This is a genomic window from Companilactobacillus furfuricola (assembly GCF_003946325.1).
In the GTDB taxonomy this organism is placed as follows: domain Bacteria; phylum Bacillota; class Bacilli; order Lactobacillales; family Lactobacillaceae; genus Companilactobacillus; species Companilactobacillus furfuricola.
In genome coordinates this window covers 1-23,787 of sequence record NZ_RHNT01000027.1, presented here as the reverse complement: position 1 = coordinate 23,787, position 23,787 = coordinate 1, and the positions used below count along the sequence as shown (strand labels likewise).

Annotated in this window: 21 protein-coding genes; 9 read left to right on the top strand and 12 right to left on the bottom strand. The window is 36.0% G+C overall.

What is annotated here, in order from left to right; genetic code table 11:
* The first annotated feature begins 83 nt into the window (after positions 1–83).
* Positions 84–1,028 (top strand): endonuclease/exonuclease/phosphatase family protein, encoded by a 945-nt coding sequence (locus tag EKM78_RS08035; protein WP_125771139.1) that lies wholly within the window; start codon positions 84–86, stop codon positions 1,026–1,028.
* Positions 1,029–1,069: 41 nt separating this feature from the next.
* Positions 1,070–1,525: a hypothetical protein gene (locus EKM78_RS08030; protein ID WP_125771137.1), complete on the top strand. Its 456-nt coding sequence runs from the start codon at positions 1,070–1,072 to the stop codon at positions 1,523–1,525.
* Between the two features lie 81 nt (positions 1,526–1,606).
* Here EKM78_RS08030 and EKM78_RS08025 read toward each other — a convergent pair whose 3' ends face one another.
* Positions 1,607–4,726 (bottom strand): type I restriction endonuclease subunit R, encoded by a 3,120-nt coding sequence (locus EKM78_RS08025; RefSeq protein ID WP_125771135.1) that lies wholly within the window; start codon positions 4,724–4,726, stop codon positions 1,607–1,609.
* 45 nt (positions 4,727–4,771) lie between these two features.
* On the opposite strand from EKM78_RS08025, the gene EKM78_RS08020 reads away from it, so the two are divergent.
* Positions 4,772–5,401 (top strand): restriction endonuclease subunit S, encoded by a 630-nt coding sequence (locus tag EKM78_RS08020; protein WP_125771133.1) that lies wholly within the window; start codon positions 4,772–4,774, stop codon positions 5,399–5,401.
* Here EKM78_RS08020 and EKM78_RS08015 read toward each other — a convergent pair.
* The 8 genes from EKM78_RS08015 to coaA all read right to left on the bottom strand — a co-directional run bounded on the left by EKM78_RS08015 (position 5,393) and on the right by coaA (position 14,402).
* The gene (locus tag EKM78_RS08015) at positions 5,393–5,920 is read right to left on the bottom strand and encodes a restriction endonuclease subunit S (protein ID WP_125771131.1); all 528 of its coding nucleotides are present in this window, start codon (positions 5,918–5,920) and stop codon (positions 5,393–5,395) included. The two genes, EKM78_RS08020 and EKM78_RS08015, sit on opposite strands and share 9 nt — an antisense overlap.
* 14 nt (positions 5,921–5,934) lie before the next feature.
* Complete coding sequence (gene xerA, locus EKM78_RS08010) at positions 5,935–6,927, bottom strand: site-specific tyrosine recombinase/integron integrase (RefSeq protein WP_125771129.1); 993 nt, start codon at positions 6,925–6,927, stop codon at positions 5,935–5,937.
* 91 nt (positions 6,928–7,018) lie between these two features.
* Positions 7,019–8,221: a restriction endonuclease subunit S gene (locus tag EKM78_RS13105; protein ID WP_245995000.1), complete on the bottom strand. Its 1,203-nt coding sequence runs from the start codon at positions 8,219–8,221 to the stop codon at positions 7,019–7,021.
* Positions 8,211–9,746 carry a class I SAM-dependent DNA methyltransferase gene (locus EKM78_RS07995; RefSeq protein WP_125771127.1) on the bottom strand — a complete coding sequence of 512 codons (1,536 nt, stop codon included), beginning with the start codon at positions 9,744–9,746 and terminating at the stop codon, positions 8,211–8,213. The genes EKM78_RS13105 and EKM78_RS07995 overlap by 11 nt, the downstream gene beginning before the upstream one ends.
* Before the next feature lie 3 nt (positions 9,747–9,749).
* Positions 9,750–11,069, bottom strand: a complete 1,320-nt coding sequence (locus EKM78_RS07990; protein ID WP_125771125.1) for an N-6 DNA methylase — start codon at positions 11,067–11,069, stop codon at positions 9,750–9,752.
* Between the two features lie 2 nt (positions 11,070–11,071).
* Positions 11,072–11,632 carry a restriction endonuclease subunit S gene (locus EKM78_RS07985; RefSeq protein ID WP_125771123.1) on the bottom strand — a complete coding sequence of 187 codons (561 nt, stop codon included), beginning with the start codon at positions 11,630–11,632 and terminating at the stop codon, positions 11,072–11,074.
* A gap of 214 nt (positions 11,633–11,846) precedes the next feature.
* A complete protein-coding gene (gene guaA, locus EKM78_RS07980) occupies positions 11,847–13,397 on the bottom strand; it encodes a glutamine-hydrolyzing GMP synthase (protein WP_125771122.1) in 1,551 nt (516 codons plus the stop codon).
* Between the two features lie 78 nt (positions 13,398–13,475).
* The gene (gene coaA / locus EKM78_RS07975) at positions 13,476–14,402 is read right to left on the bottom strand and encodes a type I pantothenate kinase (RefSeq protein WP_125771119.1); all 927 of its coding nucleotides are present in this window, start codon (positions 14,400–14,402) and stop codon (positions 13,476–13,478) included.
* 99 nt (positions 14,403–14,501) lie between these two features.
* Here coaA and EKM78_RS07970 point away from each other — a divergent pair, with 99 nt between their 5' ends.
* Genes EKM78_RS07970 through EKM78_RS07960 form a run of 3 tightly spaced genes read left to right on the top strand, consistent with a single transcriptional unit; the run spans position 14,502 to position 16,051 of the window.
* Entirely contained in the window at positions 14,502–15,083 is a 582-nt protein-coding gene (locus tag EKM78_RS07970; RefSeq protein WP_125771117.1) for an SGNH/GDSL hydrolase family protein, read from the top strand.
* Positions 15,084–15,095: 12 nt separating this feature from the next.
* Positions 15,096–15,731, top strand: coding sequence for a GPP34 family phosphoprotein (locus EKM78_RS07965; protein WP_125771115.1), 636 nt, complete (start codon positions 15,096–15,098; stop codon positions 15,729–15,731).
* Between the two features lie 17 nt (positions 15,732–15,748).
* Positions 15,749–16,051, top strand: a complete 303-nt coding sequence (locus EKM78_RS07960) for a bacteriocin immunity protein (RefSeq protein WP_125771113.1) — start codon at positions 15,749–15,751, stop codon at positions 16,049–16,051.
* A 59-nt stretch (positions 16,052–16,110) separates the two neighbouring features.
* Here EKM78_RS07960 and galE read toward each other — a convergent pair whose 3' ends face one another.
* From galE to helD, 3 genes are all read right to left on the bottom strand, one after another.
* Positions 16,111–17,091: a UDP-glucose 4-epimerase GalE gene (gene galE / locus EKM78_RS07955; RefSeq protein ID WP_125771111.1), complete on the bottom strand. Its 981-nt coding sequence runs from the start codon at positions 17,089–17,091 to the stop codon at positions 16,111–16,113.
* A gap of 425 nt (positions 17,092–17,516) precedes the next feature.
* Positions 17,517–18,518: a tRNA dihydrouridine synthase gene (locus tag EKM78_RS07950; RefSeq protein WP_125771109.1), complete on the bottom strand. Its 1,002-nt coding sequence runs from the start codon at positions 18,516–18,518 to the stop codon at positions 17,517–17,519.
* A gap of 58 nt (positions 18,519–18,576) precedes the next feature.
* Positions 18,577–20,886 (bottom strand): RNA polymerase recycling motor HelD, encoded by a 2,310-nt coding sequence (gene helD / locus EKM78_RS07945; RefSeq protein ID WP_125771107.1) that lies wholly within the window; start codon positions 20,884–20,886, stop codon positions 18,577–18,579.
* A 329-nt stretch (positions 20,887–21,215) separates the two neighbouring features.
* On the opposite strand from helD, the gene EKM78_RS07940 reads away from it, so the two are divergent.
* The 3 genes from EKM78_RS07940 to EKM78_RS13305 all read left to right on the top strand — a co-directional run bounded on the left by EKM78_RS07940 (position 21,216) and on the right by EKM78_RS13305 (position 23,749).
* Positions 21,216–22,019 carry an SGNH/GDSL hydrolase family protein gene (locus tag EKM78_RS07940; RefSeq protein ID WP_125771105.1) on the top strand — a complete coding sequence of 268 codons (804 nt, stop codon included), beginning with the start codon at positions 21,216–21,218 and terminating at the stop codon, positions 22,017–22,019.
* A gap of 12 nt (positions 22,020–22,031) precedes the next feature.
* Positions 22,032–23,510 (top strand): zinc ribbon domain-containing protein, encoded by a 1,479-nt coding sequence (locus EKM78_RS07935; protein WP_125771103.1) that lies wholly within the window; start codon positions 22,032–22,034, stop codon positions 23,508–23,510.
* Between the two features lie 104 nt (positions 23,511–23,614).
* Positions 23,615–23,749, top strand: coding sequence for a hypothetical protein (locus EKM78_RS13305; RefSeq protein ID WP_281273616.1), 135 nt, complete (start codon positions 23,615–23,617; stop codon positions 23,747–23,749).
* Positions 23,750–23,787: the final 38 nt, after the last annotated feature.

The following is a 23,787-nucleotide window of genomic DNA, read 5'->3' as shown; positions in this document are numbered from 1 at the left end:
CTACCACAAATATTTAGACAACCTACATTGAGGATAGATTTCAAATTTTTATACACAAAAATATAATTTGGAGAAAATCCATAATGGAAAATCTTAAAATACTTGAATGGAATATCAATGGAAGATCATCTAACAAACCTCTTCCAGAATTTGTTTTTAGTGAAATTCTAAAAAGGGAGCCGGATGTTGCAGTCCTATTAGAATTCAATGGTACAAACAATGCGAGAAAAATAAAAAAAGTTCTTTCAGAATATCATGTTTTTCACTACGATGGGGCTCCTTATGCTCCCAACTTTGATAAATCTGGAAATGGTATATTAATGGCAATAAAAAAGGGCAAATTTGATGAAGAATCAATCTCAGAACATCATCCTGACCAATTATCCGATGATGACCCTGATTGGTTCACTATTGAGTGTAGTTTATTAAACAAGAAAAAAATAAGCATTACTGGAATACATGTAAGACCAATGTACAAAATTTCTGAGTCGGACATGGATAAGAATTGTGAGAGCAAAGACATTGATATCGTCGATTCCCAAAGAAGAAAAAATCAAATCGAAAAAATTATAAAACAAAATTCAAATTTGGAAACTCAAATTCAAGTTATTGTCGGTGATTTCAATTATGGTCCACATGTCACGAAATTTTTGTCATCCTGCAAGTGGAATTCCGATAATAAAGATTATTTTGAAAAAGAACCAAAGGGCCATGAATTAAATTGGCAAAATATTATAGATATGCTTAGAATCAATGGCTTCTGCAAAAATCCTGACTTTTCCCCATACTCTCCATTAGGAACTAGTTGGAAAGGATATAATCTAGACTGGTTAGTCATTCGTAAAATCCGCGGTGTTAACACTCAAATAGATAAATCTTCTGACTACAATAGCCTTGACTGGGAATTCGCAAAGAATTATCAAAAGAATTATACAGATGGATATCTTGTCCCAGAAGGATATTTTGTTCGGACTGATCCAGGACATCCAGATCATGCAATTTTCACAGCTGAGATTCGGATTTCATAACATTTAGCATTAAACAAATATTAAGAAATGTGAAGGAGCATATGAAATATTTATTGTTGGATATTGATGATACACTAGCTCCCTTAAATTATAAGGGACCAGATGCTGTTTTCATAAACAAAATGAACTTTAAAATGAGTATTCCTGCTTATATTGCAATTTGGCTAAGAAATTTATCCTCAGATAAAATAAGAATTGTTTGGTGTACTAGTCGGCCACTCGTAGTACAATCATTAGTTGAGAAAAAGTTAATGTTCAACACATACGGTAGAATATCTTTCATCAATAAAAGAGCTTACACCTGGTATAAGCTCTTTAGTATTATTAAGTATTGTAACGAGCATCATGGTGATATCATTATACTTGTTGATAACGATGCTAAATTAGGTACGATGAATGTAGATAAGTTTCCTAATAACCTCATAATGGTATATCCATCCGACACTAGGCGTGGATGCTTGAGTATTAATGATTTATTGAAAATTGAAAATCTTTAATAAAAAAGATCGAAACGAGTTAGTTTCGGTCTTTTTTATTATATCAAGCGTTCATTATCATTAGTTTAAAAACAAAGAATTTTATTTACTAGCAGCCATTTTCTCAGCCTGTTCAACCACTGTACTGACAGCGCTCTTGCGAATTTCTGGAGGATACCCATAGTATCGTAGTAAATCTCTGACTGCAATCCTCATTTTTGCTTGAACAGCTTCTCTTTTTTCCCAGTCCACACCTGAATTTTCCTTAACTAATTTCACCAATTCAACCGCAATGATTTGTAACTTTTCCTCTCCTAAAATTTCAACTGCTTTTTTATGATCAGCAAGTGCATCATAAAATGCGACTTCTTGGGAGTTTAATCCGAGATCCTTGCCTTTTGCTTGTTCGGCATTAATTTTCTTTGCCATCTCAATCAATTCACGGATCACTAATTCACTAGTAATTCCTCTCTCATTATACTTTTTGATCGAATCTTCTAGCATTTCTTTAAAATCTCTGGATTTTACGATATTGGTTCTATTCAATGACTTAACTTTACCTTCTAACAATCGAGTAAGTAGAGCAATGGCTGTATTCGTTTCTTGCATGTTCTCGACTTGACTCAAAAATTGATCAGAAATAACATCCAAGTTTGGCCTTTCCAATCCTAGATCTTTGTAGATATCCACATGTGGTTCAGATATTATTGACTGATCCAAAAATTGACGCATTTTATAGTCAATATCCTTTGACCCTTCGTCACCACCACCAAAATCATCATTTTGTAGTTTACCAATATATACTTTGAGTGTTTTAAAAAAGGCAATTTCTGGAGCTAAATCCTGTGCTTGTTGTTGAGTTGATACGAGAGCAAAAGCTTTTTGCAATTGAGTAACAACATTGGAAAATTTCTGAATATCTTCCTCAGACATACGTAATAGATAGTTAGCTGTTTGATTGAGAATTCTTATTCTCTTAGAATGGTCTTCTGAATCAAAATCACTGTAATCGAATCCGTACAGATAATCTTTCTTAATTATCTGATACTTCTCAATTAATAGCGCCATGGCTTTTTCCATATTAATGCCGACTTGTCCCTGATCCTTTGAAGAATAATGGTTCAGTGCTTGTTTCAAGCTTTCAGCAATACCGATGTAATCTACAATGAGGCCACTGTTTTTATCTTTGAATACCCGATTAACTCGGGCAATCGCTTGGATTAAATTGTGTCCATGCATAGGTTTATCAATATACATAGTGTTTAAAGATGGCACATCAAATCCGGTCAACCACATATCAACAACAATAACGATTTGTAATTCATCATCGTTGTCTTTCATACGTTTTTGAAGTTTTAATCGATCCGATTTATTAGTATGGTGCTTAGAAATTTCTGGACCATCAGACGCGTTAGACGTCATAATTATTTTGATTTTCCCTTTGTCTAAATCATCACTGGCCCAATCAGGTCTTATTTTAATGATCTGATCATAGAGCTTAACTGCATTAACTCTAGACATTTCAACTAACATTGACTTACCAAATTGCTCTTTTTGTCTAGCCTCAAAATGGGTTACAAAATGTTCAGCAATTTTTTCAAGCCGTGATCTAGTCCCTGCCAATGCTTCTAATCTCGTCAAATCGCGATTTCTTCGTTCATTTTCTTCAATTTCTGGATCGTCATTTAAGGAATACTCTTCCATCATTTGATTGTATTTGGCTTCCATTCCCTTTTTAATTGCCAATGGAATAACATGTGACTCGTAATAAATACGGACAGTGGCATGATCATTAACTGCCTGCGTAATATCATAAACATCAATGTAATCACCAAAAACCTGTGTAGTGGATTTATCTTCTACATTAATAGGAGTACCCGTAAATCCCATAAACGAAGCATTCGGAAGTGCGTCTCTAAGATATTTTGCAAAACCATATCTTATTCCATTATCAGTATATTTTGCTTCAAGGCCATATTGGGTACGATGAGCTTCATCCGCAATAACAATAACATTTTGTCGATCCGTCAGAACTGGCATATCAGATTCACCGTGATCAAAATCAGGAGCGAATTTTTGAATCGTACTAAAGACTATTCCACCAGAATTAGTAGACATTAACTTTCGAACATCATCACGATCGTCAGCATGAACTGGGTTTTGTCCTAAAAATTCATGTGCTGCAGCGAAGGTGCCATATAATTGATCATCTAAATCATTGCGATCGTTAATAACCAAAATGGTTGGATTACCCATCTTTCTCGCTGCTATACCTGAGAAGAATACCATTGACAAAGACTTTCCTGACCCAGTAGTGTGCCAGACAACCCCAATTCTTTTGTCTTCGGGATCTTTTACAACTTTACTGGCCACCTTAACTGCTTTGTTAACCATATAATACTGATGATATGCCGCAACTATCTTTACTGTTTGATCACCATTGGTTTCAAAGATAATAAAGTTTTCAATGATATTTAACAAAGTTTTGGGAGGAAGCATATTTTTTATCATTACATCCAACTCTAAATCTGATTTATTCTCAGCAATATCCTTGGGAGAACGCCATCTCATGAAACGATCGATACCTGCGGTAAGAGATCCTGCACGAGTATGAATAGCATCAGAGACAATTAAAATTTCATTGTATTGCATATAATCTGGAATTTCAGACTTATATGTTTCAAATTGTTTGAAAGCCTCTTGAATACCAACATTTTGATTTGCAGAATCTTTAAATTCGAAAGTTACTAATGGCAAACCATTAATGAACAACGTGACATCCGGTCTTCTCTCATGATTACCTTGCGTGACAGTAAATTGATTTGTAGCAATGAAATCATTTTTTTGAACGTCATTGAAATCGATAGGGTATAAAGTAGCTGTTCTATTTTCTCCATTCACGTTAGTTTTCACACGTGCACCATTAATAATTAACTGATGAAGATGATGATTATTGATCATCATGTTAGGGTTATCTGCAAGAACCTTGAACTGTCTCAAAGCATTTTCGTATATTTCAGAATCATACCCCGGATTAATCGCTATTAGAGCATTCAACAATCTCTTCTCGAGAATACAAACCGAATGATCATTGTTTCTTTCTGCATCAATTTTTCTATTTGGGCTAATGTAAGATTCACTTTTATAAATCTCATAACCAACATTTTTTAAACCTTCTAGTGCTAAGTTCTCAACTGATTCTTCGTTGATGTAGTTTGGCATGTAGTACCTCCTTTTATTGAGTGGATAAATGATAATTTAACTGAAATGATTGAAAGTAACTTAAAATATTTCTCAAATCATCTTTTGCAAATTAATAATACAAACCTATCTTTGGGTGATCCAACTTTGACTGTTTCCGATCATGTTGCAAATGGTAGTTTCAAGTCTCTAAAAGAAAATGTCAAAATATTCGATCAACCAAATTATTCACTTTTCATAAGAAATATAGATTTTAAAAACGGAATACATGGGAATTTGAAATATGTAGATAAAAAAACATACGCATTTTTAAAAAAATCTCATTTACGAAAAGGCGATGTTGTAATTTCAAATGTTGGGGATGTTGGATCGGTACATAGAGTACCAATGTTAAATACTCCAATGGTTGTAGGAAATAACGAAATTTTTATCCATTCTGAAGTTCCACAAGTTAATGACTATTTATACTCTTTCTTTAAATCTTTTGTGGGTCAGAGAATGATTCAATCAATCACCTCTGGATCAGCTCAGCAAAAGTTTAATAAAACTGATTTTAGAAAATTATCAATATCACTACCGTCAGTTAGCTGGATTGATACGAATATTAGTAACTATTTGGCGTTAACAGATAACATTTATTTGGAGAATCGAGCCTTAAATTCAATTAAACTTAATTTAATCAAACAATTAATTTAATGAACAGCAAAATAAATTATCATTTATCTTTTTGTTCATCTCCATCTTTTTTTCAAGCATCAATATTTGATTACCTATCTTTTTTTGCTCATTAATGTTTACTAACTTTATTGGATAACTAAGTATTGCTTTTTTATCCCCACGTGGCATTTTTGTTCCTTTCGAGGTAGTCATCATGTATTCAAAAAAATTGTCACTTTGCAATAAAACATATAAATAATTAATATCAATCTTATTTGAAATTGGTCTAATTGATAAGACATCTCCAGACCTTGTGCCATCCCTATCAGATTTCCATATCTTCTTGAAGTATGGACGTATGTTAGAAATCAAAATATCGTTTTTTAAATACGATTTTATTTTTCCAGTATTTCCAATTTTCGGATGTTTGTCATGAGAAAAAACAACTCCACCCCTGTTTGGAATCATATTCTCAGTTGAAATATAGTTATCAAAATCAAATACATTCACATCTACAGAATCATTCGATAATATCGCAATATCACCTAAATTAACCATTTTGTCTCCTTTTTTTAGCTCACATATTTTCTATGTGCTAGTTTCACATTTTGTTGTTTTACCATTGCATAGTGCAATGTTGTATCTATTCTTTTGTGGCCCAATAATTTTTGTAATTGTTCTATCGGCATACCTTTGTCAATAGCATTTGTTGCTAAAGTCCGTCTAAACTTATGGGGATGAACTTTTACCTCACCAATTTGCAATCCAAGCTGTTTTACCCGAGATTCAATCCCACCAATCGTCAAACGACGATGTGGATTATTCAATGAAACAAATAATGCTTCCGATTGATCAGTTCTTCCAGAAAGGTACTTTTGTAAATGCAATTTTGTTCTTGCATCAAAGTAAGCAATTCTTTCTTTATTTCCCTTACCGAACACAATGCATTCGCGTTCTTGAAAATCAATATCCTCCCTATTCAAAAGGACCAGCTCACCAACACGCATACCAGTTGAAGCCAGCATATCAATCAATGATAAATCTCTGTAATTATGACAATTATCCCTCAACGCTTCTAATGTGTCGTCACTGTATGTTTGTTTCACAATTATAGATGTCTTAATCTTGTGAATCCTTCTAACAGGACTTTTTATAATGTAATCCTCATCTTCTAACCAAGAAAACAAGCTGGACAAGATTCGTCGAATATTATCAATCGTTACTTTGCTAGAGTTCTTTTCTTGTTGATACTCTATCAAATACTTTCTCAGGTCATCGGTTGATATTCTTCGCAAACTTTTTTCTAAATTAGAAATCATCATATTGATTGTTGCTCGATAATAAGAGAGAGATTTTTCAGAACATCCTTCTGTTTTCTTTGCTTCAAAATAGAGCTGCAACAATTTTCTGTTCTCCGCCTTATAATCTTCTTGAATACTGATTGATTTTTTTATTTCAACATTTGAAAAATATTTATTTAAACAATTTTTCAATTTAAACAATTGCTCATTATCAAGATTTGGTAGCATTTCTTGTATAACAAGGTTAATTAATTCTGTATTCATTAGATACTCCAACTTAGAGAATCAAACAACGGCGATTCAATTATTGTTTTTCTCTGCCGTTGGAGAGAATACTATGTGGTTAAATGATAATTTAATTCAATGTATTTAAAAACAAATTCCGTATTAACTGTTCTTTTATTTCAATAAGGATTTCATTTTCTCTAGTGCAATTGCACATTTGACTATATAAGGAAGAAAACAACTTATCTAGTCTATTCAATTCATTAATATTTGTAGGAAAAGGGGTTGAATAATTATTTAGTGCCTTTTTACTCAAATGTAATACTGTCGTGCCATTTACATACCCAAGACAAAACTGTTTGAATCTCTTTGTTTGTAATAAAGCAGAAATTACAGAAGAAGGATATCCTCTTTTTGGTTTTACCTTAACTAAATCCATGGAGAAAATTGTATTAGAAAATTTCCCTGTAGAAAGAACCGGCATTGCATTTCCTATTATATCTGCATTTTGAGTTAGATCAGTATGCGCAACAAGTATATCCAAGGGTTTTACTATTTGAGTTGGCTTTATATCTTTTGAAGGAACAATCTCTTTAAAACCTTTAATTTTAAAACTACCATCTCTATTAAAATTTTTAATTGTAGCCATCCCAATAGATGAATGGGATAGTTCCTTTCCCTTATACGAATATCCATTATTAAAATCAGAAATATCAGCGAGTTTAGTCAATTTCCATGATTCCATATTAAATTTGTTATTTTTATTTAAATAAGAAAACAAATTGTCCGCAATGAGTCTAATCATTGCTTGTAAATTATCATTTATTAATTCATTGATTCGTATTTTGTTGTCAAAAGCTCTGATTTTTAAAGATATCTTATGTTGAATTTCAATAGTAGGAAAATTAAATTCCATTTCCATCAAATCATTTGGTTTAAACGACGGATATGTTGAGGTCGAACCTTCAGCAATTTTTTGTAATTTTGCAATTATATTATTTGATGATAATACAAGATATAAGTAATATGGATCCACTTTATTAATATCGGGATGAATAACGACAAAACCTGTACTATATACATAATTAGAGTTTTTTTTATCAATAAAGCCATAATGACATTTATTAGGGCGAACTGTAGAAATAACAATGTCGTTCCTCTCAGCCATTCTCCGTGCTCGGCTTGGTGCTTCATCCAAGGATGAATACTTTTCTGGTTCATCAAATTTATTAATGTTTACCGAACTTGTATCCATATATTTTATTGGCCCCTCATGATGTTTACTTATTGTCGCAGTATTAAAACTGGACACTTCTTCAATCTTATATTTCATATCCCATTCCTTTAAGTACGTCTTTTATTTCTTTTTGAAGTTTGTTGCTTTCATTAAATTGTTCTTTAAGTTCTTTTGTTAATCGTTCCATTTTTACTTCATATGGTTCCCCATCATCTTCTTGCTTTGCCAATCCAACATATCGTCCAGGTGTTAAAACATAATCATTTTTCTCGATATCTTTTGTTGACGCAATTTTACAGAATCCTGCCACATCTTTATATTCTGAATCATTGGTTCCTCGATAAGAATGATAAGTATCTGCAATTTTTTTAATATCTTCATCGGAAAATTCTCTATGAGTGCGATCTACCATCTGTCCAAGATCCCGGGCATCAATAAATAATGTTTCTCCATTACGTTTTCTTTCATCACTGGAAGCTTTGTTCATGTCAACAAACCATAATGAAACTGGAATTCCTACTGAATAAAACATTTTTTCTGGTAAAGCTACTATGGCATCAATTTTGTCATCTTCGATAATCGCTTTTCTAATTGCCATTTCATCTTTATTTGATGTTGATAGTGCACCATTTGCCAATACAAATCCAGCTTTTCCATCAGGGGTCAATTTGCCGATAATATGTTCAATCCAGGCATAATTTGCGTTTCCTTCAGGTGGAATGCCGTATTTTTGCCATCTTGAATCATCCTTTAACTTATCTCCACCCCATTTTTTTATATTAAAAGGCGGATTAGCTAAAATATAATTGAATCTCATTCCTTTATGTAAATCATTCGTAAATGTATCTGCTTGATGAGGACCGAAATCACTATCAATTCCTCTGATAGCAAGATTCATCTTTGCTAGTTTCCAAGTAGTTGGATTGGATTCTTGGCCATAAACAGATAAATCTGAGATAACTCCTTGATGTTCTTTAACAAATTCTTCGGATTGAACGAACATCCCTCCAGAACCACAACAAGGATCATAAATTCTTCCCTTATGTGGTTCAATCATTTCTACTAATGTTTTTACAATTGATCTAGGAGTATAGAATTCTCCACCATGTTTTCCCTCATTACTGGCAAATTGTTGCAAGAAGTATTCATAAACTCGACCTAAGACGTCTTTTTCCTTTGATTCCTTTGTGCCTACATTAATATCAGAAATTAAATCGACAACCGCGCCAAGTCTAGTTTTGTCCAAATCTGGTGATTCATAATTTTTACTCAATACACCTTTAATTGAACTATTTTCCTTTTCAATTGCTTCCATAGCTTGATCAATAACTTGACCAAGTTGTGGTGTTTTTGCAACGGATTGAATTTTTTCCCATCTTGCATTTTTTGGAACCCAGAAGATATTATCAGCTAGATACATATCAGGATCTTCAGCATCATCTGGATAATCAGACTTTAATATTACTTTTCTTTTTTCTTCAAACGCATCAGACACATACTTCAAAAATATGAGTCCTAAAACAACATTTCTATATTCAGATGCATCCATGCTACCTCTTAATTCATCAGCAGCTTGCCACAATTTATCCTCGATATTTAATTCTTTAGATTTACTGGCCATTATTTATTTCCCCTCATTTTCTACTTTTGATAATAATTTACTTAGTTTCGTTTGATTAATGGAGATTTGTTTATTCAGCGCATCAATATCTTTCTTTGCTTGTTCGATGTCAATTTCCTTTGGTTCTTCATACGTATCAACATATCTTGAAATATTCAAATTATAATCATTTTCTTCAATTTCTTCAGCTGATGCTGCATAGGAATACTTTGGTACTGTTTCAAACTTATCATATGTATTTACAATTTTTTTAATATCACCTTGCTGAATAACATTCTTATGTCCGATTTTTTTGTATCCTTCGCTGGCATCTATGAAAAGAATATCTTGCTTATCTCTATCTTTTTTTAGAACCATTATCATTGTAGCTATAGCACTTGTATCATACAATCCAGTTGGAAGACTTATAATTGCATCGATTAAATTTCTTTTGACTAATTCTTTTCTTAATGTTTCCTCTCGTGAGTGTCTAAAAAGAATCCCATGGGGCAAAGAAATAACCATTGTTCCATCGTCAGCTAATTTGTTTAGTCCTTGAATAATAAATGCAAAATCACCTTTAGTCTTTGGAGGCACAACCCCATATTCTTCTTTGATCACATTTGCCAATTCTGAATTAGAATCGTCCCAATGTACGGAATATGGAGGATTTTCCAAAATATAATCATATTTCGTCTTTGGATTAGGATCATCAGTCAACGTATCTCCCTGATGAATATGTAAATTAGATTCTGGGATACCATTGATAATTAATCTCATACGAGCATAATCATAAAATTCTAAGTTTAGTTCCTCACCGTAATAATCAATTTCTGAATCAGCATTCGCGGATAAATCCATTTTTAAGGTAGTTAATAATTGACCTGAGCCCATCACTGAATCACTAATTTTAACTTGTGACTTATTAATACCCCCAGAAATTGCTAGTTGAGACATAATTTGGCAAATCTCTTTAGGAGTAAGAAAATTTCCGCCTCTTTTCCCTATGGCTTCAGAAATTTTTCTTATACATATATCATACAAAATTGATAGATCGTTATTGTTGAAATCCAAACTAAGTACCATATTTGCAATAATAGATAAACTCTTAAAATCAATTTGATTATATGGGAAATCTTTCACTTCTTGAAACTTAGATTCAATAGGATCTGTAAAAAAATCATAAAGATTCTTCTCTTCGAGATTCAATTTATCTTCACAGTTGTTTTCTTTAATGTATTTGAAGAAAATGAATTTTAAAGCATATCGCCCAATTAAACTTGATTCAGCATCTGTTCTATTTGATGCTATTTTTTCCCAAAAGCAAACATATTTATCTGTCATTATTATCTTCCTTTTTTCAATAGTTGTTTGATTTCTGTAAACACAAGTTGTTCCTCAATATTCAATTTTTCAGTTACTATACGACGTTTTTCCAAAGTTAAGGCATAAACTTGTCCGATATCTTTTTGTAATTGAATATCTGGTAAATTAACTTTGAATTCTTTGATCATTGCTGGAGTTGCTTTTCGAACAATGCTACCTTGTGAAACAGCATATTTTTGCCGTTTAACCTCGTCAGATTCATTAAGTAAGTAGCAAAGGTATTTTGCATCTAATTTTTCATCATCAAAATCAAAGGTAATAAAATTCTGATTTAAGATTTTTCCACTATTATGAGCAGATATCTGTGCTGTTTCTTGAGAAATTAAACTTTGAACAACACTACCTTGTTTGGCACGATATTCATCTAAGACTGAATATTTTTCATCATTAACAATTTTGCTATCCACAATGTGAGATAAATCAAATTCTATATCATTTGAAGAATAATAATTAATTGTTGGGTCATTCATTCTAGAACTATTTAATCCCGTTTTAATTGAAGTGATATCTTTTAATTTCATGTTTTTCTCCCTGTAATTTTTTAAAATTACTTTGTCGATGAATTAATAATACCATATTTCAGGATCGTGTCTAGTAATTTTTTAAAATTACTGAAATAAAATTTACTTTAACAACAAATATACAAATCTATTCGCAAACTCTATCAAAATCATACAGATAAAAAAAACACCTAAACCGCAATATGGCAGTTTTGGTGTTTTCTCATTATTATTTTTATTCCCACTCAATAGTTGAAGGCGGCTTAGAAGTAATGTCATACACTATACGATTGACATGATCCACTTCATTTACGATTCTAACTGAGATGCTTTGCAATACATCCCAAGGAATCTTAGCAAAGTCAGCGGTCATTCCGTCGATCGATGTTACGGCACGGATGCCGACTGTGTAATCGTAGGTTCTTCCGTCACCCATGACACCTACTGAACGGATGCCTGGTAGGACTGTGAAGTATTGCCAGATGCTTTCTTCTAGTCCGGCTTTCTTGATCTCGTCTCTTAAGATCCAGTCTGAATCGCGGACGATTTGGAGTTTGTCTTCAGTTACTTCGCCGATGACACGGATTCCTAGACCTGGGCCTGGGAATGGTTGTCTCCATACTAGGTCGTGTGGCATGCCTAGTTTTTCACCTAATTCACGTGTTTCATCCTTGAAGAGTGAACGTAGTGGTTCGATCAACTTGAAGTTCATGTCTTCTGGGAGTCCACCAACGTTGTGGTGAGATTTGATGGTTTGAGCTGTGCTGGTTCCACTTTCGATAACGTCTGTGTAAAGTGTTCCTTGAGCTAAAAATTCGATTCCATCGAGCTTTTGAGCTTCGTCGTTGAACACTTGGATGAATTCGTTACCGATGATCTTACGTTTCTTTTCAGGGTCAGAAACGCCTTTTAGTTTGTTGAGGAAGCGGTCTTGAGCGTCGACTTTGATGATGTTCAAGCCAAACTTGCCTTCCAAACTTTCCATAACTTGGTCAGCTTCACCTTTACGGAGTAAACCGTGATCAACGAAGATACTAGTTAGTTGTTTACCAATGGCTTTGTGGAGTAAAACGCCAACTACTGATGAGTCAACACCACCGGAAAGTCCTAGAAGGACCTTCTTGTCGCCGACTGTCTTACGGATCTCTTCGATTTGTTGATCAATGAAGTCTTCCATTGTCCAGTTTGCTTGAGCGCCACAAACGTCAAAAGCAAATTTCTTCAAAATATCTAGTCCGTATTCAGTATTTCTAACTTCGGTATGGAATTGAACACCATACATCTTCTTATCATCGTTAGCGATCGATGAGATCGGTGCATTCTTACTTGTAGCAGTAACTTTGAAACCTTTTGGTGCTTCACGTACTAAGTCACCATGTGACATCCAAACGTATTGATCTTTAGGAAGACCTTGGAATAATTTGGCTGAGTCGTCAGTTACTTCAATGTCAGCTTTACCATATTCACGGTTGTCGGCTGATTCGACTTTTCCACCTAGGTTGTATGACATTAGTTGCATACCATAACAAATACCTAAAATAGGAATGCCTAATTCGTAAATGTCTTGATCGATCGTAAAAGCATCTTTATCATAAACGGAATTAGGTCCACCTGATAAAATAATACCCTTTGGATTGATTTCTTTAATGTCAGCTGCAGTGATCGTGTTAGGCATGAGTTCAGAATAAATTCCGAAGTCACGAATCCGACGTGTGATCAATTGATTGTATTGACTACCGTAGTCGATAACAACGATACCGTCAGCATCTGGCCATTTTTTGCTCAAATCACAATCCCCTTTTCTTAAATTTATACTATTGTATATGATAAATCGTTTCCAGTACAACCCTCAAGGGCTGACTTTCTAATATTTACGCAAAAAAACCGTATCGATCTGATGCTCGGCCGATTTGTGAAGGACTAAGTTGGCCCGATTACGAGTGGGTTCAATATATTCTTGCAAGTTAGGATAATTGATCTGATCCCAAACATCTTTTGCCAGCTGGTTAGCTTTTTCCCGTGGCATCTGAGTAAAATGATAGTAGTAACTATCTGGGTCGTCCTTTGACATGTCGAGCAAGGTGTCGAACCGATTCAAAAACCATTTCTCAATGTCGTTAGCTTCGGCATCGATAAAGATCGAGAAGTCGAAAAAGTCACTGACATAAATATTAGTATTTTGTGGCAGCTGCAAGACGTTGATACCTTCGACAATCAAGATATCCGGATCATTGACTTCCTCATACTTATCAGGAATGATGTCGTAAATATTGTGCGAATACAGTGGATATTTGATCGGACCCGTCTTGGTCTTGACATCGCTTAAAAATTGGATCAGTTTCTTCATATCGTAAGTCTCAGGAAAGCCCTTTTTGTCCATCAAGCCTTTTTGCTTTAAGACCTTGCTAGGATACAAGAAACCGTCTGTCGTCATTTGACCGACATTGTATTGTGGATAAGCCCGCTCGAGCATGATCTTTAACAACCGTGCCGTGGTACTTTTGCCGACGGCAACCGAACCAGAGACACCAATGATAAATGGTATCTTCTTGTTGTTCATATCCATGAACTCGTTTTTGAGTTTAACTAATTTGCGATAGTTCTTTAAATACACGTGCAATAAATGACGGATCGGCGCATAAATTACCTTCACGTCTTCGATCGATATTTCATCGTCTAATGACTTGATTTTGCGTAATTCAGTATCAGTAATTGCTTGATTATGATGCTCGCCGTGGAAGTTTTGCCATTCATCGCGAGAAAATTGGTAGTAATTTGATAAATCTTGCATATTTTCAGCCCTACTTATTGAATGTTAATTAACTTTTCCCGTTTTTCTGTTATCCTTAATATATAGTATAGAACATTTTTATAGAGGAACTTATATCAAATGAAAAGAATTGTATTATTTGGTGACTCTATCATGGCAGGTTATCACGATGGCATGATCAGCAGCGATTTCACAAACCGCATTAAAGACGATTTTCCATCTAACAAAGTACTCAATCTTTCCGTTCCCGGATACAAAACTAGTGATGCTGTAACTGTCACGAAAAAAGTTACAAATCTTAAACCAGACGTCTGCGTAGTTATGCTGGGTGCCAACGACGTTTCAACTTTTGAAGAGGTCAAACCCGGAAAATTTGCATCCAATCTAACTTATATTTTAAACGAAGTTGGCTGCGACAAGGCAATATTAGTCTCGCCACCATATACCGATTGGCACAAAAACCTCAGACGCCCTTGGACTCGTCAGATCCAATTTGAGCTCGTCACTGAACATCTTAGTAAACAATTAGACGTCCAATACGTTGATTTGTTGCATGCGATGGCTGCAGTCGACAACGTAGACGAATTGCTGCAACGAGACGGTCTGCACTTCTCGAGTACGGGTTATGATCTATTGGAAAAATTGTTGGTGCCTAAGATCCAAGAATGTCTCACCGGTCACGACACGTTAGTGTCCAACTAAAAGGAGAACCATATGGAACTCAATATCCCACAAACGTATTTTATTTTATCTTGTAACGAAAAAGGCAGTGTCCGCATTTTTAAAAATACACGTCGGCGGGCTTTCTTAGTTGAAGCCGCCTTTTTTGACTTGGCCTTGAATGATATTATCGATCTAACCGACAATAGCGTTATCATAAACAAATTATTGCCAAAAGACAAAGCTTATTTGAATGATTTTTTCCAAATCATCAACAAAAACCAAGGTAAGAGTATCACCCACGTGCTTCGTGCCATGGCAACTAAAAAACGGATCACCCGCAATATTTACAATCAAATCGGTGATTCTTTAGTGACTAAAGTTGATGTGACGAAGGCGACTACTGGACTTCTCCACAAAACTAACAATTACATCCCGAACTATCATCTAAAAAAAGAAATCGTCAAGGATATGCGCGACGAGATCTTAAATGAAGACCGGATCTCGCCCGACACTTTTGCCGTACTGTCAACTTTGTATGGCAATCACGATTTGAAGATCTTCTTCACGCCCTTTGAACAAAAGCAACTCAAAACCAAGATCAAAGAAGCTTCGATCGATCCAACTTACGACAAATTGATCAGCTTGTCGAAACGTTTAAATATGGTCATCTTGACCGTTTTAGGTTAACGAAAGAAGACTTTACTATGACTAACGAAAAATCAATCAAAACCTTAATGGATCAACTGTCAGCTGCTTATTCTGACGTAGAAATAAAGCAATATCCAGAACTGCGTGAGTTGATCTTGAAAGCAGCCACAGAATTAGAGAAGAAACAAGATGTCGATCTAACTAGTAGCAGGCTTTCTAAGCAACTGATCTTGTATCAGATGGGACATGCTAAAGAATTTCCCAAGGCAGCAGTCGAATTGTTCAACCAGATCTCCCACCGCGCAATGCGCTACGATGGCACGGCAGCGGCTGCGATCTTATTGCCATTATGGTTTTAAAAAAATAGCAGGACAAACGTATTTCGTTTGTTCTGCTATTTTTGTGTTTCAATAGAACTTTATTCGATCGACATCTCTTCACCAGCCAGCGTTCTGATCGGTTTCCAGCCTAAAATCTTTTCAGCTTTAGTAATATCGGCGTAACTAACTGGTGCATCCCCAGCCCGACGGCCTTTGAAGACTGAAGGGATCTCTTTTTTAGTATGATCTTCGAAGATCTTCTTCAATTCAAGAACTGTGACACCGTTTCCACAACCGAGATTAAAAATCTCGAAGGAATCCTTAGCTTCAATTACTCGATTCAACGCCGAAATGTGACCGTCGGCTAAGTCGGTAATGTGGATGTAGTCTCTGACCGGCGTTCCATCAACGGTATCGTAGTCATTTCCAAAAATATCCAGGTGATCTCTTTTGCCATCTAAGACTTCTCTGATCGAGTCATAGACGTTATTTGTCATATTATTGCTGTAATCATCAAGCATACCTGACTTGTCCATGCCGATCGGGTTGAAGTAACGCAAAGAAATAGCGCTCCACTCTGGATCAGCGATCACAAGATCTTTAATAACTTGTTCACTTTGCAATTTAGTCGTTCCGTATGGGCTAACGGGAATTGTTTCTGATTCTTCATTAACAGGTAAAATCTTCGCATCGCCGTATACGCTAGCAGAAGAACTGAAGACGATCTTTTTAACATTAGCTTGTTGCATAGCGATCAACAAATCGATCACGCCATTAGTATTGTTCTTATAATACTTCAACGGACTGGCGACTGATTCAGATGTGACTTTATAGCCAGCAGCATCGATCACAGCAACGATGTCATTAGACTTCAAAATCTCTTCCATGGCGTCGATATCACGAATATCGCATTCGAAATATTTAACGTGCTGCTTAGTCAACGTTTCAAGCTCCTCGATCCTTCGCGTGTCAGAGTTGGAGAAATTATCCACGATGATTGGCTGGTAGCCGTTGTTGAAGAGCGACAAATAAATATTCGATCCGATGTAGCCGGCACCCCCGGTGATTAATATGTTCAAAATATGAACCCCCTGTTAATTCAAAAAATAGAAAAATGTTGTTGTTATTTTCACATGTTATTTTAACATTTATAAATATTAGGTGCTTACTTTTATAGTAAACGTAACTTTTGTTTAATATTGTGGCTGACATGAACATCATTTGTGGTTAATTTAATAGTCTGATCGACGATTTTGGATAGGCCCTAATTTAACATTTTAAAACTTTGTTCCTGAAAGCATTTCTGCTTTTCTCGATTAAACATAATCCGAAAAAATGAGAATGGAATGAAGACAGTATTATCTATTATTAACAAAACATATACTACTGAAGAACAACATGACAGAGTGCAACGAATTAGGAAGCATATGGATTTCTCACATATTAAACTTATGAATCCAAGATAAAAAGCAACCGATTGAATAACAGTTGCTTTTTTATACAATTATTGATATCCACCATTTTCTATTTTTGCGATAACTGCTCTGGCTTCGTCTGTTGTTTTTGTTGACATTAAATCATTGCGGATCTCGGCTGCGTGTTTTAGGCCTCTTACGTAGATTTTGAAAAATCTTTGTAGCGGGGCAAAGTGTCCTGGGATCCCTTTGCTGACGAATTCGTCATAAAGGTCTAGTTGATATTTGAAGAGCGTTAGTAGTTCTTCTGTAGAGTGATCTTGCTTCTGTTTTTCAAAGGCAAAAGGATTGGTGAAGATACCTCTTCCTATCATAATGCCGTCCACTCCTGGGTGCTCGTTGGCTAATTTTATCCCGGCTTGATAATCCATGATATCGCCATTTATTTGTAAAAGTGTATCGGGAGCTATGTCGTCACGCATTCTTACTAATTCATCGATCAGTTCGTAGTGTGCTGGGACTTTACTCATTTCTTCTCTGGTCCTCAAATGAACCGTCAAAACTGGAGCGTGTTGTTTTAGTAAAAAGGGGATCCATTCTTTGTACTCATCCACTTCACTATATCCAAGACGTGTTTTCAAAGTTACTGGGAGATCCGTAGCACGAGCTCCGTCAATTACTGCTTGGGCGGTGTCAAAGTGGCGGATCAAGTCACTACCACTGTGATTTTTGATCACAGCAATATCTGGACAGCCCATGTTGATATCGATAGCTTCGTAGCCATCCTGTTTTACCTCGACGGCAGCTTTTTCAAAGTCCTCTTTGTTATTGCCCCACAACTGGACTATTGGCTTAGGATTTTCCTTTGGATCGATGTAAAGACGGCCTTTGGTCGTTTTCTTGACGATCGGGTGCGTAATGCTCAAGGCATTGGTGAACTCGGTGTAGAAAACATCCGGAGCCGCCGCCTTAGCAACTACTCGCCGAAAGACTGAGCTCGTGACTGCTTCCATTGGTGCCAAGCTGAAAAAAGGTCGGTTCTCTGATTTAGCTTTGTCGGCGATCCGATTCCAATAAGGTGATTGAGTCAATTTAATTTCTCCATTCATAAAAAAACACGGCTTAGTGTATCAAGCCATGTTGAATATATTATTCTACTACATAATACTTCTTTGGTACTCTTTGCAACAACTGAGACAACTCGCCAATAGCAGTGACCGTCAAACGGTGCATTGCTCTGGAAGTTATCGTATAAATCAATTGTTGCTCATCTTCATCAAATTTATCTTTCGATGCATCCCAAACGATGACGGAATCAAATTCCAGTCCTTTGGCTAAATAAGATGGTAAGACGATCGTTCCGGCAGCTAGACGCTGATTTTCCGATTTGATCAAAGTTACTTTAACACCTTGTGCCAACAATTGCTTTTGGACAGCTGCTGCTTCTTCCAAAGTTTTCGTGATGATGGCCGTGGTAAAATTGTCGGCATCATTTTTCTGCAATTGTCCCATAACTTGCTGGATCGAATTCTCGACAGTATCAGCCATGATGACATTTGGTAGATCGCCATCTCGATTAAATGGCTCGATCTTTTGTCCATTCGTCAAGATTGACTTCGTATAATCAGTGATCTGTTTAGTTGAACGATAAGAATGCGTCAACTGGACTACTTTCGTATCATCGGGATCAAACAATTTTTGGACCTCGGAAAGTAACGTCTGACTGTTTTTCTTCGTAAAGATCGATTGGTTGAGATCACCAAGCATTGTATAACGAGCTCTTGGGAAATTGAATTTCAAATATGACAACTGAAATGGCGTGTAGTCTTGGATCTCATCGATAAAGACAAACTTCATATCCAATTCACCGTGCTTACCAGTAACTAAGTCATACAAATATAAATATGGCGTGATGTTGTTGATCGAGATCTGCTTGTTATTCATCCCCTCGATAAACTCTGAAACGTAGTCATCCCACTGTTTTTCAGTAACACCAAAAGCTGATAGATCAGTGATCTTAGGCACTGCCTTCAAAAAGTTTAAATAGTTAGCCGAGACATTGATAAAGCGGAAGCGGACGATCTGACGATAAACTTTTTGCATCATTTTCGTGACGATCTGACGAGCTAAAAACTTCTGTTCCTGGTCACCATTTTTAAACTCTTGATCAGCTGAACGGTAAAGATCTTGCAATTCTTCTTGGCTTAAATTCTCGACCCGCTCAGCGACCCACTTAGTCCGCATCTCAGCACCGATCTTACGATGAAGCATCTTAACTAAGCGTTCGACCGTTGCATCCAAACGATTGCCCAGATTGTACTGTGGTCCAAAACTGTAATAGATTTCAGCAATTTTTTCCTTAGAAATAAAGACTTTATCTTTAAATTTCAGGTCACGGAAACTAATGCCGCTTTGATTCAATAAGGAACTGTAGTTAGTCAGGATCTTGAAAAATTCATTATCGGAGACGAACTTAGATAGCTGTTTTCGTTTTTGATTATCATCGTGTTCGAATTTTTCCGAAAGCGATTCAACGTTCAAATTAGGCAAACGACGGGCCACGTATTGACTGTACGTCATTTGGACCATGTTTTGCTCACCCATCTCTGGAAGAACATCTTTAATATAATCGTTAAAAAGCATGTTCGGCGAGAACATCACGACTTGACTCGAAGTCAAATTACCACGATAACGATAAAGCAAGTAAGCGATCCGTTGCAAAATAGCTGAAGTCTTACCTGATCCAGCAGCTCCTTGAACGAAGAGTAGCTTAGATTTAGTATTTCGGATGATCTTGTTTTGTTCTTTTTGAATCGTCTTGACGATCCCCTTCATGTGGGTCGATGACTTTTCATCCAAAACTTCTAATAACATTTGATCGCCAATGGTTTCTTGTGTATCGAAATAAGAAGTGATTTTACCATTTTCGATCAAAAATTGTCGTTTTAAATAAAGCTCAACAGTTTGATCACCATCGGGTGACTGATAATGAACTTCACCTAAATTACCATCATAATAAATAGAAGAAATCGGTGCTCGCCAATCGTAGATCAAGAAATGATCGTCGGCGTCCGTCAAAGAACTCATGCCGATATAAATCGTCTCTTTCTTAGGTTCACCTTTTTCTTGGAAATCTAGACGAGCAAAGTAAGGCGTCTTCTCGAGACGTTTCAAAATATCCATCCGTTGACGATTTTGTTGCCAACTATTATTTCTCTCATCGAGCATTTGTTGCTGCTGATGAATGGAAAGTGCAGCATCAAAAGAAATCGCATCGCCGTCCATTCCCACGTGAATATCGTCAAACGCATCATTGATCACCTCAAGATCGTTTTCAGCGATATCGATGTGCTCTTGCAAACGTTGCTGCGTTTTCTTAACGATCTCGATGACCTCATCAAGATGGTGTTGTTCGATTCTTTTTTCATCTAAGTGTTCTAATTCAGCATTGTTCGTCATAGTAACCTCGTAAAATTAAGTTATATTATGGTAACACTATTAAGATAATTATTCAAAAATTTGCATCGCTTTCAAAGTCAGCTAAAGACTATCAAATAGCGATTTATCGTCATGACAGTTTTACTTTCTTTAACTGGGCAAACAAGTCATAAGCTCCCTTTAAAATTGCTTTTAAAAATTTTACCATTCACTTTCGATCAGTTTCTCTCTGACAATATAAAAATATTTTTTCAGAAATTGAATTGAATTATAGTTAGCTTTAAGATAAATAAAATGATATTTGTTATACTAATATTGTTATTTTTTAAAAAATCATACTGGAAGTTGTTATGGGGAAAAAGAAAAAACTTTGGTTAATGACTTGGTTATGTTTGGGCTTCTTTCTCGTCTTTGCCAGCGGTTGTTCGCAATCAAAGCCAAAAACGGAAAGTTCACCTAAAACTGAGCAGAAGCAAAAACCAAAGAAAACTAAGAAAAGCTTTAAAACTTTGGCGACTGAATTAAAGGCTTCATCGAAGAAGACTTTAGTTTATTCACCTTTAGGGGATTCACTTAGTGTCGGTCTGATGGCTAACTCACAAACTGATCGTTTCACTAGTCAATTTGCTAGACAAATCTCAAAAGCTACCGGTAAAAAGGTTGAAGAAAAAGGTGCATCAATGGTTGGTAAGACGGCGACGAATTTTGGTCTGCCAAATATTCAAACTATTATCGATCAAGATCCTGATATCGTAACAGTCGAATTTGGGACAAACGATGCTGCCGACGTCAATAACGAGCAAGCCTTGCCAAATTACCGCAGCTCGATCCAGCAAATTCTAGATCAATTGCAAGCTAAGACGCACGCCAAGATAATTTTGGTGACTAGCTGGTCTCCGGCTGATGGTCCTTATCGTGAAAATGACCTACGTTTTGACAAAGTTCTCAAAGCTGAGGGAAAAAGTCGAAACTTACCAGTCGTTAATTTAGCTAAGATTTGGCAAGGTGACCCTAGTGTTGCGGGAACACCAGCATCGATCACTGAATCCGTCTGGGGTCGTCCAGCTGATAAATTGCACCCTAATCAAAAAGGACACGATAAAATCGCCCAGGCTTTGACCAAAGTTTTGAATCAACCGATCGATAATAAATAAGGGGATAATATTATGAGCGAAAATACGACCTTTTGTCCAAATTGCGGTACAAAAGTTCAAATAGGGGACGTTTTTTGTCCTAACTGTGGCTATAATTTAGCTGATTTCAATAAACAATATAACGAAGATTTAAAAAACGACACTGCATCTAATACTGCGACATCAAAAGATGATCCAGCTTCACCGGAAAAGCAAGCTAACGCTCAGTCGATGAGCCAAACTGCTGATCAAGATGACAAGCAGGCTACAGAGGCTACTTCAAAATCTACTGAGCAGCATGAAACTGCTCAAACTGAAGCTTCAAGTCAGTCAGCTACCGATCAAAAAGCAGATGAAGTTTCGCAAAATACTGCTTCTGATCAAGCTTCTGCTGATCAACAAAATACTACTCAATCACCTCAACCAGGGGTTAATAATTTTAATCAAAATAATCCTGATGGACAAGGATTTTATCCTAATCAATCAGTACAACAAGATCAAGCTAATAACGTTGCTACGAAACAGCCTAAGAAGAAAAAGAAGCATCATCGTGGCTTGCTGGCAATTTTGTTCTTAATCATTATTATTGTCGGTGCTTATTTTGGAGGAACGCAGTATTACAGTCGCCCTCGCCAAGTCGATATGTTGGCGACTAATTTGAGTAGTGGCGATACTGCAAAAATGGCTAGTGTTGCTGTTGATACTAATGGTAATCAACTCAAATCTAGCGATTTGGAACCTTTGAGTGCTTTGTATTTGCAAGATAGTAATAATAAGGACCAAATTAAGCAGATCATTCAAAACAGCAATGGCGATGTTAAAGCTGCTTCAGATGATGATAGTAGTACTAATTTTGAGGTCGTCCAGACTGGTAAGTTTTTAGGTATTTATCCGAAATATCGGGTCCAGGTCAAGAAGCAAGAGATCAAGATCAGTACGAATGCTAAGAATCCTGCTATTAAGATGAATGGTCAGTCTGCTTCTGCTATTAATAAGGGCGGTAAGTATATTATCGATGACCAATATCCTGGTGTTTATACGGTTCAGATTAATGGCGGCGGTAAGAAGGCTTCTAAGAAGGTTGTTGTGCCTTTGGCTGGCGAGCCTGAGTTTAAGACTGTTAATGTGAAGAAGGATAAGAAGAAAGAGAGTACTAAGACTAAGATTATTTATCGTGATGCTGATTCTGATGATGACTATGATTCTGACTACGATGATTCTGATTATGATGATTCGGATTCCGATGCGGTTTCTGGTTCGGATCTTGTTGGTGAATGGTCTAATGATGATAACGATGCTACGTTTACTTTTTATGACGATGGTACTTATGATCGTGATGATGGGGACGGTTCTGATATTAAGAGTGGTACTTATACTGTTACTCGGGTTTCTGGTGATACTGTGCATGTTAACTTTAAGGATGGTAGTGGTCCTGGCAATAATGATTCTTTTGTTATTGATGGGGATACTATGCGTGAGGGTAATCAAGGTATTAATTGGACTCGGTATTAAGTTTGTGGTTCTGGTTTGTGTTTTTTGCAGACTGGGGCCTTTTTTTATTGGTGTAAGAGAGCTATGGCAGACAGAAGCGTTTTACTTTGCTGTGTTCTGTCAGTTTGTTTGGTTGTTTTGGTGAGGAGGTAGTTGTTTGGTTGCTACGTTCAATGCCGGTTCCGGGGCGGGGCGCTATATGGGACTGGAACGCTGCCGACTGCTACAATTTTTTTAACCGGACAGATGAAAAACAATAATCAGTCCGGGAGACGATAACAATGAGTAGGAAAAATAA

Excerpts from the sequence above, each read along its gene's own strand:
- EKM78_RS07935 (WP_125771103.1), top strand. The coding sequence starts at position 22,032 with ATGAGCGAAAATACGACCTTTTGTCCAAATTGCGGTACAAAAGTTCAA.
- EKM78_RS07990 (WP_125771125.1), bottom strand. The coding sequence starts at position 11,069 with ATGACAGATAAATATGTTTGCTTTTGGGAAAAAATAGCATCAAATAGA.
- EKM78_RS07965 (WP_125771115.1), top strand. The coding sequence starts at position 15,096 with ATGGAACTCAATATCCCACAAACGTATTTTATTTTATCTTGTAACGAA.
- EKM78_RS08020 (WP_125771133.1), top strand. The coding sequence starts at position 4,772 with ATGATTGAAAGTAACTTAAAATATTTCTCAAATCATCTTTTGCAAATT.
- EKM78_RS07960 (WP_125771113.1), top strand. The coding sequence starts at position 15,749 with ATGACTAACGAAAAATCAATCAAAACCTTAATGGATCAACTGTCAGCT.
- EKM78_RS13105 (WP_245995000.1), bottom strand. The coding sequence starts at position 8,221 with ATGAAATATAAGATTGAAGAAGTGTCCAGTTTTAATACTGCGACAATA.
- EKM78_RS08025 (WP_125771135.1), bottom strand. The coding sequence starts at position 4,726 with ATGCCAAACTACATCAACGAAGAATCAGTTGAGAACTTAGCACTAGAA.
- EKM78_RS07985 (WP_125771123.1), bottom strand. The coding sequence starts at position 11,632 with ATGAAATTAAAAGATATCACTTCAATTAAAACGGGATTAAATAGTTCT.
- EKM78_RS07995 (WP_125771127.1), bottom strand. The coding sequence starts at position 9,746 with ATGGCCAGTAAATCTAAAGAATTAAATATCGAGGATAAATTGTGGCAA.
- EKM78_RS08015 (WP_125771131.1), bottom strand. The coding sequence starts at position 5,920 with ATGGTTAATTTAGGTGATATTGCGATATTATCGAATGATTCTGTAGAT.
- EKM78_RS07940 (WP_125771105.1), top strand. The coding sequence starts at position 21,216 with ATGGGGAAAAAGAAAAAACTTTGGTTAATGACTTGGTTATGTTTGGGC.
- xerA (WP_125771129.1), bottom strand. The coding sequence starts at position 6,927 with ATGAATACAGAATTAATTAACCTTGTTATACAAGAAATGCTACCAAAT.
- EKM78_RS08030 (WP_125771137.1), top strand. The coding sequence starts at position 1,070 with ATGAAATATTTATTGTTGGATATTGATGATACACTAGCTCCCTTAAAT.
- coaA (WP_125771119.1), bottom strand. The coding sequence starts at position 14,402 with ATGCAAGATTTATCAAATTACTACCAATTTTCTCGCGATGAATGGCAA.
- helD (WP_125771107.1), bottom strand. The coding sequence starts at position 20,886 with ATGACGAACAATGCTGAATTAGAACACTTAGATGAAAAAAGAATCGAA.
- EKM78_RS08035 (WP_125771139.1), top strand. The coding sequence starts at position 84 with ATGGAAAATCTTAAAATACTTGAATGGAATATCAATGGAAGATCATCT.
- EKM78_RS07970 (WP_125771117.1), top strand. The coding sequence starts at position 14,502 with ATGAAAAGAATTGTATTATTTGGTGACTCTATCATGGCAGGTTATCAC.